The following is an 11,605-nucleotide window of genomic DNA, read 5'->3' as shown; positions in this document are numbered from 1 at the left end:
ATCTCTTGCGGCATAATGTTAGTTGCATTTATTTATTGATGAGATTTAAAGCATTGGCTGTGACTTGAATGTATATGTCTAATGTGTCGGGTGGTGACACCCAAAATTTGTAGAAAGCAGATTTTTTAGGACTCGGTACTGGCAATGAAATACGCCATTTTTTCCCATTCAGTTGCTTATATTCAGCCAGAATGCCGATATAGCTGGCTTCTGGAGTGTTTTTTTCCAACAAGAAATATTTATGCTGGGAAGGCAGTAAAAAAAATGCATCAGAATTAATCAAACTATTACCCAACTCCTTCTGAGCATTATCTTGAAGTGAAAATAAATCAGCAGATATAAACCTAGAATTTGATTTCAATAAAAAGACGCGTATTTTAAGTGGGGATGAATCATTCACGTTATTTGTGGCGTAGAAAATCAAATTATAGGGAGGCAATTTTTTCTGTTCTGATGATGAACAACCTGTCAATGTTATTAATGGAAAAAACAGTAATATCATCATTGCCCATTTAAAACTTAATCTATTGATAGAAAACGCATCTCTTTTTTTATTATTGATTGTCTTGGCATAGATTATCTTTGCGCAGAATATCTTGTCACTGAAAGTAGATTTTTCATGAGTGGCATTTTTTATATTAACCATGATTTATCTTATCTTTCATTTTGTTGTAATTTGAAAAAAGAGAGATCAAGCTCCTGCAATATAAACCTTTGTCTGACTGGGACTGATGCGTGAGCCAATAGCATTGGTTGAATTTTGCATAGTGAGACTTGATAGCCGGGTTGCCGGTGATCCCTTAATCAAAACACTATTGGCCCCAAGCAAATGGCGGGATGGCCCCATGACAGTTCCTGATAGGATGCCCAATTCGATCCCGAGACTATCGCCGTTCGTTATGGCAATGGTTGTCGCCATGTTATGGGCTGGGTTACCCACAAAGAGGATATTGGCGGTACTGGGACTAATACCGTTAGTACCTTGAGCTATATTGAGATAAACCATCGGTATAATACCTAGAAGAGGATCGGGAGTCAGGCAGATATCTGGTATTGCCAGATCCATGCCGCCTCCTTGGGTATTGGCAAACATAATTTTTCCTCTTTTATCCTATGTGGATCTGTTCGGCATCTATTTTTGTGATGGCTTTGGCGGAAACAACAGTATTTTGAGCGTGTAGACGCACATAGCTCTCAGCTTGCATATCTAATTGCCCTGCATGTACTTGCTCTGTTTGCGTGGTATGACGGAAAAGACGATTACTCAACTGTGTTACCGTTTGCCAAACGGATTCAAATTGGTTGCCTATCATTTTTGTGATGGACACCCAGACGGACAATGATTCACCACTGTATTGCATTTCATTGATATGGCAATTTCCATTATCAGCCGTGATATTTAATCCGTTACTGTTCAAATTCAAGTTACCCTGAGCAGTAATGGATAGATCGCCCGATACACTGATTTCAGCCGGATTTTGTTGTTCTGTCCGCTCTAATATTGCCAATATCCAGAACTGATCATCAGCCTTCATAAGTAATACCGTGTCTCCCATTTCGGGTGCTAATAAGCAGCTGGCTGCACGCCGACAATGCCAACCACGGTTTTGGCTTTCGACCATTAAACTACCATCCTGAAGGATATTAACAATTTGGCCTACAACTTGTTGTAGCGGCTCCGGGGCAAGAGTATATGAAAAAAGGGCATAAGAAGATTTCATCATATTGATTCTCCAGATTAAATCTTATATTGGCGTTGTTTTATACTCCACTCTTCAGCCGCAAATAGTTCAGGATCATTTTCCAATATGCCCTGACGATCAGAGAAGAGTGCTCCAACTTGTTGAGTACGATGAAAAAGGGTCCTCATAAAATGAGCTGTACGAAAATCACTCTGATTAAAATTGGAATAGGAAAGATCAGCGTAGGTCATATCACAGTTAACAAACTGTGCATTTACAGCACGGACTTTCTGCATGATGGCTTGTTGAAGCTGGCTCTGTCGGAAATCCGCCCACTCAAGGCAAGCATCGATAAAAATCGCTTCATTAAACAGGCTGTTATGGCAGCATGCACGGGTTAAATCAGCATTGATGAATAAGGCTTGGGTTGCATTGACATTCGATAATTGAGCGTTATGCAGTGTGCTTCCTTTGAAGCTGCAATTGGTTAACTTTGCGTGATTAAAATTTACTGCATCAAGTTGGTTATCTGTGAATTGGCATTCCTGAAATTGCATGTTTTGGTAATTTTGATTGCGTTGGTCACATTCAAAAAAAACGGTTTTGATAAATCGACTTGCATAAAAATCAGTCTCTCTTAAATCCTGACGAAAAAACGTGACCAAAAAGCAGTGGCAATTGCGTAATATTGCGTAATCCAGTGTTGAGTTGATAAATGTCACGCGATCAAATTCACTTTCAATAAAGTCCGCATATTGAAGGTGACAGGATGAAAATTGGGTGCTGTTTTGTTTTGTGGCTTTAAATTGTGTCTTTTTTAAAACGCATTGCGTGAACATACTATTGTTCACTGTAGCCTCATTGAACATTGCGCGTATCATATGACATTGCTCAAACAAGGTCTTTTCACATATGGCAGAATTGAAGACAGTTTCTTCAAGCAGGCATTCAGTAAAGACCGTTTCTTTAAGTATGGCATGGGAAAAATCAGCATCTGAAAAATCTACTTCTCTGAATTGACCCCCTGATAAATTTTGTCCAACCAGCGATATTCCCTGCAAAGTGACCTTTTCAATGACACCACCCTGCTTGATTTTCGTCATGACATCATCAGCCGTTAGTATATTCATATCACTTCCTGATCGCGTTTGGGTAAAGTTTTGGTACGTTGCGTATAGGCATGATCAATCAAAGTTGAGTCGTCAATGATTGATTGGGACATATCAGTGCGGAACAGATTGGCTTCTCGTAGATCAGCGCCATTAAAAGTGCATTTCTGCATAAAAGCACCTATCAGGTTGGCATAATTCAGCAATGCTTCCCGAAAATCCGTTCTGATAAATATACTTTTGGTTGTATTCAGATACTGCATGTCGGCCAATTGGCAGTTAGCTTCGCTTAAGTCACTGCTATGCAATATTGCCGCATGAAAAGAGGCCTGAATCAGAGGCATCTGGCGTAAATTACATTCTGTTAAAGTGGCATAACTGAAATCAGCCTGATTAAGAACACTTTCCATAGTAAAGACACAATTTAGCAGTTTTGCTGTTAGGAACCTGATTGACTCTGCTTTTGTTTCTATCCATGAACAATTATCGAGTGTAGCCTGATCAAAAATGGCGTTTTCTAACTGGCACTTGATAAACGAAACTTTATTCAAGTTAGCGTAATTAAAATTTAATGCAGGCAGGATCATCTCGAGAAAAGTACAGCCTTGCCATTGCGAATGGTGAAAATGACAGTGCTTGATAAAGGTTTTTTGTAGGAACAGATCTGAGAAGGTCGCATTGTTAAATCGGCAATGGTCAAACAACGTTTCTTGCAATTGCGTTTCTTTAAAACTTGCCGCTGAAAAATCACTTTTTTCACATTTTGCCTGTATCAGACTGGCATTATCTAGTTGTACACCATATAGAGAGGCGTGACATATCTCCGTTCTGGCCAACATTGCTTCACTAAAATCTGCACCATCCAGTTGGCAATCATTAAAACAGGCACTTTCCAGCAAACTACGAGAAAAATTGGCACCACGCAGATCCATCCCGGATAAATCCGCTCCCGTAAAGTCTATCCCACTGAAATCTTTCCCTTCCAGCATGGTGTATTGGACTCGTTTGCGAATAATTTGTGACAAATCACCTGTCAAGCGCAGAGCTGGCTCTCGTGCTTGTACAGAGGCCAGATACATTTTATGGAGGGATTGCTCAACCTGCGCCAGCTTCTTATCGTCTAGTTCTATTTGTTGATGCAATATATCCCGCATTTGATGGACGTTTTGTAGTCCTCTGGGGGGATTTTTCATAGCAGTTTGTTCAACCGAAATGCCTTTTTTTTGAGCTATTGCACGAATTTTTTCCCGTTGTTGCTTGGCTTCATTATATTTTTGGGCAGCATCTTGCTCCGCTTTGTGAACAAACTCGGGTAATTCATCTGGTTTAGGGTTGGAAGATTGTTCATTAGGGGAGGTTATGAGTGTGTTGATATCTTTTCCATATTTCGCCATACGTTCTTTTTGTTGCTCCCGCAGGCGTTTTTCTCGATTTTGCAGGTTCTCCCTCAAAGGACTGCCATTTTCTGGTTGTTCTGTATCTACCCATGGGCCAATGATGTTTTCAGGGATCAGATCCTTTTCTCGGAAGGCATATAATGCGCCTTTTTCTTTATCTGTACGCTGGTTGAGTATTTGCAGGTAATGATTTTCAGAGTGTACTTCATGCTTCAGCTCCATTGCGGAGAGCATTTGTAAAACATCAGAAGCATCATCTTCATTAATGCGTGCACAACCGTGCCAAATCAGGATCATCTGTTCCAGATGAGGAAAAAACCACACTGTTGTATTGCGCATTGCAATTTCTTCGAAAATCTCTTCATCAGCACGCAGTCGTTTGATAAAGCAACGAGCTTGCCATGATGGAAGTTTACCTTCTTGTATGGGTTTTTCGGGATGCATATTCCAGATGCGCCATGCCGCTTTTTCTGGCAGCGCCTTATATTGTTCCCACCACTGATCGCAGGGAGCGGAATTAAATAACCGCCAGTCAATATCATCGGAAAAACCAGGAAATTCATTTTCCAGCCATTCTTTGTCATATTTTTTACCGATACGAGTGAAACGGCGTGGCCACATGAATTCCAGAGGGCAAAAACTGGCGGGATTCGGCTTATCTTGTGGTGACAAAAATTGCTGGTTTGAGGCTTCTATATTCGGCAATCGGTGGATCTCCAGACCATTTTCCTGTGTTTCTGGAGTAAAGCCGATACCGTACGGATTTTCGTCATAAATTTCCCCGCCGAAAGCCCGGCTCCAATCCAGCCGCATTTGTTCGAACTCTTGAGGCTTGGAGGGTTTATCACCAACCCAATGGCGATCCCCGGAAGCAATCAGAGTCTTATCCAATTGTTCTATCTGAATGCGTACAGGACAAATCGTTTTATCTGTCTGGTGATGGGTATAGGCATAACCAGTCGCGAGAAATTCAGCAGAGGACTTAGGAATGGCGAGATCGATGATGCCATTGCAGGTTTTTAATTCGGCTTCTGCAAGTTGCCAAAGCTCTGGCTCCGGTCGCAGGCGAGGGGAGGTACTCATATCGGCTAAGGCCATAATGGAGATCCCAAGATAATTTTGTTGTCGCCAGCGATAAGAGCGATGCAGCATACTTAAGCGCAGAGGTTTAATAATTTTCATTGAAAATCACCGAATGAATTCCATTAAGATAGAAATAATGTTTTTTATTTTTTCTTTAATAGAATAGAGAAACTAATGAGCACTTAACCTAATTGAATAAGCCCGGCTGTGATGGCGATTCTTATTGTACTGTTAACATCCAATATAGAATTGGATTCTAGGGATAACTTACTTGCTTTAATATCAGCACTTCCTGTTACAGATTCATTTTTATTGCCTGTAACATCCAGCTTATAACTTCCACGGATATTTTCGGATTTACTGCCAGTAATAGATGCTTTATATCCACCCGAAATAGTATATTGAATTCCACCACTTGTTACTTCGACTTCTTTACCATTGCTGACGGTAGTCTTTTGCTTATTCTTGTAAGTGGCATTTTCTTCTTGCTCTACCGTTGTTTCGTGTTTCGCCTTGTAGTGAAATGTGGCGTCTTGTTCTACGGTGTCTTGCTGTTTTTTCTTGATCTCTGTGATACGAGAACCATCAATGGAAACGGTTTTATCATTTTCCACGGAGATCTTCATATCCTTCTCAGCATGAATTTCAAAAGATTCTTTTCCTTGGGCATCATCAATAAATAAATAACTGGCATTATCTTTTCCTCCCTCCAGACTGCGTGTCATTATTCCCATTTTGGTGGCTTCTTTTGGTAATTCCCAGGGAGGCATATTATTTTGGTTAAAACTACGTCCTACTATGAGAGGTTCGTCCGGATTGTTATTAATGAAACTGACAATAACTTCTTCGCCCACTCTGGGTATTTGTATCGCACCAAACTTTGCACCTGCCCAATCGTTAGATACCCGCACCCAACAGGAACTCTTATCGTCTTTTGTATCGCTTCTATCCCAATGAAACTTAAGTTTGACTCTACCATGTTCATCAGTCCAAATGGTTTTCCCATTTGCTCCGACAACAGTAGCCCGGTCAGTGCCTGCGATTGGCCATGGTGTGATGCGAGGAGCACGCCAATTCACTTTGGCGGGAATAGCGGTGAACTCAGTGATTATTTTGCACGAGCTGCCAGCACTAGAAGAATTTATGCCTACAATGTATGGGCTTTCATAGAGTTCATAGTCTGCACTGACAATAAGATAGTCATCGTTATCTTTATCCCGCAGGGCTTTTGATAAAGTGAAGATATAACCCGGAGCAATATCTGATTCTATGCTTTTCGCTTTTATATACTGACTCTGTGCGGTACAGGATTGCTGTAGTATTCGAACGTAGAATTGTCCTTGCGCATTTTCAGTATAATTTCCCGGCCACTCAAACAGTTCTGTTTTTGGCACATTAGGATCTGGATTCTGTTGGGTTTCTTTCAGCAGTGCATTTGGTTTAAGAAAATTATAGTCATTCATCGTATAAAGCTTTGGCGTTATTGAATAACTTACAGTCCAGTCGTACAGATAATGTTTGTCGTTGTCCTTAGGTGGGGAATGATTTGGATAATATTCAATGGAAGGGTATTCTGGCAGCATTGAATGGGATTGTGGGGAATCCGCTAATATTAAGGTATGATCATTCTTATTGTGTTGAAAATAATAATAAATTCCTTCACGTTCCATTAACCGACTCAAAAAATCGAAATCAGTTTCTTTGTACTGAGTACAGTATTCTAATGGTTGATATTTAGAATTGAGCTCACTCTTAAATTTTACTTTATGTTTATTGAGAACATCCTTAATAATCTCAGGAACTGTCTTTTTCTGCCAGATTCTGAAATCTTTGTTTAAAGTGAGTATAAACAACGTAGGTTGGATGATGACCTTATATAAGTAGTAATATTCATCATAATAATCACAAATGATAGCTTCACGGATAATCCCGCTTAGAAACCGTGATTTTTCTGCAATGTTTGCTGGATTCTTTATTTCTATTGATATGGGTTTATTTCTTAATTCCTTGATATCAACATCTTTGTTTTTACTGAAGAGTTCAACTTCAAAACTGTAAATAGTTGATAGTTTCTCTTTTCCTTTTAAGGAATTAAAAATTAAAGTGTCATCACTTAATGCAGAGTGAGCAATAATAACTCTTTCCATTTGAAACCTCTTTTTTCTTAAGGCGATAGCTACCGCACGGCCTTTGGGCTAAAACCCAGAGAACAAATTAAATTTTCTTATGTCCCTGATTGCCCTTATTGAGCGACAACGTTTCATTTGTTATTATCTTGTATGTAATATTTGACTCTTAAAAATATTTTGCAACAAGATTATAATCATAGTTATTATTTTGTTTTATTATGGTTTATGTTGTGAATGTAAATAGTGGTTTGAAAGGAATTTATAATGGCGTAATGCTTTGATATTAAAGATATTTTTTAGAATGAATAAGAAAGGGGTTTGATGTAGAACAGAATAACTATTCTTAATGGTGATCGTGTCTTAATGGTGATCGTGGGATGATTTTATATGTGGAATAAGCTGGCGACGATAAAATTACAATTAATAATTCCATCGTCGCCAGAAAATAAACTTTTAAAAACAATATGTTGCTGCGTTAAAAAACAAAAGCAATATTATTAATAATGAAACAATTATTTCAATGCGGATAACGCACTGTCATAGTCAGGTTCATTGGTGATTTCATCGACCAACTGGCTATAAATAACTTGGTTGTTTTCATCCAGAACAACGACAGCACGTGCAGTCAGTCCACCCAATGGACCTTCGTTTATTGCAACGCCGTAATCTTCCCGGAAGTTCCCGCTGCGAAGCGTTGAAAGAGTTACGACATTAGATAAACCTTCAGAGCCACAGAAACGAGACTGGGCAAAAGGTAAGTCTGCTGAAATACACAATACGACAGTATTGTCTAATTCGCTGGCGAACTGATTAAATGTACGGACAGATGTGGCACACACACCGGTATCAATGCTTGGGAAGATATTAAGCACTTTGCGTTTACCTGCGTAGTGGCTCAATGCTACATCAGCAAGATCTTTAGCGACCAGCGTGAATTCTTTTGCTGCCTGACCTGCTTGTGGAAAATCGCCGTTGACGGTGATATCACTGCCTTGAAACTTGACTGTCTGTGTCATGGTTTTATCTCTCTATAAAGTAAACTGCGTCGCCAGTGTAAAGGAATAGTGCGATCTTGCCCACAAAAATAGATTCAATATCCATGAAATACTCTCCCACCCTTTAATTAACAATGTCTTATAATTTATTTTAGGACGATTATTAGACTCACAAGGCACAAAAATCATGCATAATTTTACGTTGCTTCCCTCTGTGTTGTTGAAAACAGGATTGTTGATGGCAGGGCTTTCCTTTTCTTTATCTGTTGCTGCTGCTCAAGTTCCTGTTGGCACTCAGCTTGATCCCGACCAAGAGTTGGTTCGTCAGTTAAAAGATGAACCAGCATCGCTGGATCCAATAAAATCTTTCGGTTTAACAGAAGCGCAAGTATTACGTGATCTGTTTGAAGGTTTGGTCAACCAAGATGCCCACGGTCAGGCCATTCCAGGTGTTGCCATTGATTGGAAGACGAAAGATAACAAGATATGGATATTCAAATTACGTCAGGATGCTCGTTGGTCTAATGGTGACAGCGTCACGGCATCTGATTTTGTTTATAGCTGGCAGAGACTGGTCAATCCTGAAAATGCCTCTCCTTTTTCTTGGTTTGCTGCTTTATCAGGTATTGAGAATGCTCAGGAAATCATTGATGGAAAGCTGCCATCAGAGAAATTGGGTGTTGAGGTCATCGATCCTTATACACTGAAAGTTACCCTGAACCGTCCTGTACCTTATTTCCCCAGTATGACAACCAACTTTAGTCTTTATCCGGTTAACAGACAGTGCATTGATAAATACGGTAAAGATTGGACTCGGGTAGGGCATTTGATGGGGAATGGGGCATTTATGCTAACCGGACGCGTCGTGAATGAAAAAATTGTCCTGAAACCAAATCCGTATTACTGGGATAACAAAAATACGGTACTGAAAAAAGTTACTTTTATGCCCATTAATCAGGAGTCCCATGCAACCAAGCGTTATCTGGCGGACGATTTGGATATTACGGAATCTTTTCCTAAAAACATGTACCAGAAATTGCTGAAGGATCTTCCCGGACAAGTCTTTACGCCGGATCAATTGGGAACATACTACTATGCTTTTAATACCCAACGAGCACCAATGAATGATGTTCGGGTCAGGCAAGCGCTTTCAATGACGATAGACAAGAACCTGATTGCGAAAAAAGTCGTCGGAACGGGAGAAAAGCCTGCATGGCATTTCACTCCGGATGTTACGGCAGGGTTCAAGCCAGAGACAAGCCGATTGGAAACATTGACTCAACAAGAGTTGGATGCTCAGGCAAAAGAATTACTGAAAGCGGCTGGGTATGGCTCTGAAAATCCATTAAAGATCTCATTACTTTATAACAAATTAGAAAACAACCAGCGAATAGCGATTGCGATTAGTTCTGAATGGAAGAAAAAACTGGGAGTGGAAGTGAAACTGGTGAATCAAGAATGGAAAACTTACGTGGATAACCGTAATACGGGTAACTTCGATGTGGTGAGAGCCTCTTGGACCGGCGACTATAATGAGGCATCCAGTTTTCTGTCTCTTCTGACATCCACTCACAGTGGCAATATCGCGAAGTTCCATAATGCTGACTATGATGCGCTGCTCGAAGCTGCCAGCTATAAAACTGACGATGTAGCCAGAAATCGTGATTACAACCGGGCAGAAAAAATGATTGCGGAGCAAGCACCAATCGCCCCGATTTATCAGTATACCAATGGCCGATTAATCAAACCGTGGTTAAAAGGATACCCGATCACTAATCCTGAAGATGTCGCTTATAGTCATACCATGTATATCATCAAGAAAAACAATTAGTCACGAACGTTAGGTACAAAAATTAAGCACGAAAATTAAATACGAACAAGGAGCAGATGTGGATACGATCTATGGCTCGGTATTTAAAGGTTCAAATGCCATTTACGCCTGTCAATTAAATGGCAAGGGAGGCATTACGGCATTTGAGGAAGATTCACTTGTAACCGCAGAACAGCCAGTATGGCAACATCTTGATTATAAAAATCCGGATAGTCATCAATGGCTCATGAATACAACCTTGCTACCGTCTCCGGTAAAGGAGGGGTTAGTGAGTGAAAGTATTCGCCCGAAGATGCTGCGCACAGGCGAAGGAACTTTGATTACCTTGAGATCGGTAAACCGCAATGATAATGCGCGCCCTGATCACCTAGTTTCGTTCCGTATCTATATTAATGACAAAATTATTATCTCCAGCCGACATCGGAAAATTCATTCCATCGATCAAGTTCAGGAAGATTTGCATAACGGTGTTGGTGCGAAAAGTACCGGAAATTGGTTGATTGAAATAGCCGGAGCCATTACTGATGAAGTTAATGACTTCATTGAAGAGCTACATGACAATCTGATTGAGCTTGAAGATGATATTTTGGAGCAGAAAATACCTGGTCGCGGAGAATTGGTGTTGCTGCGTAAACAGCTCATTGTGCTGCGCCGGTACATGGCTCCGCAGCGGGATGTTTTTATTCGTCTGACCAGTGAGCGACTGCCTTGGATGAGCGATGAAGAGCGTCATTTAATGCAGGAAATTGCTGATCGACTGGGGAGGGGAATGGATGATCTTGATGGTTGCATTGCCCGAACCGCAGTCCTTGCGGATGAAATCACTTCCATGATGGCGGATGCCATGAACCGCCGTATTTACATGATGTCTCTGTTGACGATGATATTCTTGCCAACAACCTTTTTGACGGGATTATTCGGTGTCAACCTAGGGGGGATACCGGGTAATAAATATCAGTTTGGATTCGGTTTATTCAGTTTTTTGCTGTCACTACTGATGGTGGTTTTTGCTTGGTGGTTAAGGCGAAGTAAATGGCTGTAGAAGTAAATGGTTATAGAAGTAAATAGTTATAGAAAGAAAAATCAATTGAGCAAATAATCATCATGTACTCCCAGAGGACGCCAATAGTGCTATCAGATTTGAGATATATCAATAATCGTTACCCATAATTGAGGCACTATAGGCCTTGCAGGTGAATACAATGTTGAGCGATGAACGTTGTACTCCATAATTGTAGTTTTTCTCACATTGAGTTTTAACAGAATAATTGCTCATTAATTATGCCGATGCTTGTTTTAGTATCGGCTATTTTTTCTGTTGTTACTGAGTGCGTCCCCCCAGTTCTAATCCGCAGCAAACCTGCTTTATAACCCCGTAT

9 protein-coding genes are annotated in these 11,605 nt (G+C 40.4%); 2 read left to right on the top strand and 7 right to left on the bottom strand.

Annotated features, from left to right (window positions below; all coding sequences use genetic code 11):
* Positions 1-28 precede the first annotated feature (28 nt).
* The 7 genes from tssJ to tpx all read right to left on the bottom strand — a co-directional run bounded on the left by tssJ (position 29) and on the right by tpx (position 8,416).
* Positions 29-646, bottom strand: coding sequence for a type VI secretion system lipoprotein TssJ (gene tssJ, locus PSI23_RS13255; protein WP_273555532.1), 618 nt, complete (start codon positions 644-646; stop codon positions 29-31).
* A 45-nt stretch (positions 647-691) separates the two neighbouring features.
* Positions 692-1,093, bottom strand: a complete 402-nt coding sequence (locus PSI23_RS13250) for a DUF4150 domain-containing protein (RefSeq protein ID WP_273555531.1) — start codon at positions 1,091-1,093, stop codon at positions 692-694.
* Between the two features lie 13 nt (positions 1,094-1,106).
* The gene (locus PSI23_RS13245; protein WP_273555530.1) at positions 1,107-1,724 is read right to left on the bottom strand and encodes a DUF3540 domain-containing protein; all 618 of its coding nucleotides are present in this window, start codon (positions 1,722-1,724) and stop codon (positions 1,107-1,109) included.
* Between the two features lie 14 nt (positions 1,725-1,738).
* Complete coding sequence (locus PSI23_RS13240; protein ID WP_273555529.1) at positions 1,739-2,812, bottom strand: pentapeptide repeat-containing protein; 1,074 nt, start codon at positions 2,810-2,812, stop codon at positions 1,739-1,741.
* Entirely contained in the window at positions 2,809-5,370 is a 2,562-nt protein-coding gene (locus PSI23_RS13235) for a DUF2169 family type VI secretion system accessory protein (RefSeq protein ID WP_273555528.1), read from the bottom strand. The genes PSI23_RS13240 and PSI23_RS13235 overlap by 4 nt, the downstream gene beginning before the upstream one ends.
* A gap of 83 nt (positions 5,371-5,453) precedes the next feature.
* Positions 5,454-7,418 (bottom strand): type VI secretion system Vgr family protein, encoded by a 1,965-nt coding sequence (locus tag PSI23_RS13230; protein WP_273555527.1) that lies wholly within the window; start codon positions 7,416-7,418, stop codon positions 5,454-5,456.
* Positions 7,419-7,912: 494 nt separating this feature from the next.
* Complete coding sequence (gene tpx, locus PSI23_RS13225; protein WP_273555526.1) at positions 7,913-8,416, bottom strand: thiol peroxidase; 504 nt, start codon at positions 8,414-8,416, stop codon at positions 7,913-7,915.
* Between the two features lie 217 nt (positions 8,417-8,633).
* Here tpx and PSI23_RS13220 point away from each other — a divergent pair, with 217 nt between their 5' ends.
* Positions 8,634-10,226 (top strand): peptide ABC transporter substrate-binding protein, encoded by a 1,593-nt coding sequence (locus PSI23_RS13220; RefSeq protein ID WP_273555547.1) that lies wholly within the window; start codon positions 8,634-8,636, stop codon positions 10,224-10,226.
* A 58-nt stretch (positions 10,227-10,284) separates the two neighbouring features.
* Positions 10,285-11,268, top strand: coding sequence for a zinc transporter ZntB (gene zntB / locus PSI23_RS13215; protein WP_273555525.1), 984 nt, complete (start codon positions 10,285-10,287; stop codon positions 11,266-11,268).
* Positions 11,269-11,605: the final 337 nt, after the last annotated feature.

Source organism: Xenorhabdus yunnanensis (assembly GCF_028598805.1).
Taxonomy (GTDB): domain Bacteria; phylum Pseudomonadota; class Gammaproteobacteria; order Enterobacterales; family Enterobacteriaceae; genus Xenorhabdus; species Xenorhabdus yunnanensis.
The sequence above is the reverse complement of the archived record's forward strand: the minus strand, read 5'-3'. Positions and strand labels throughout refer to the sequence as shown.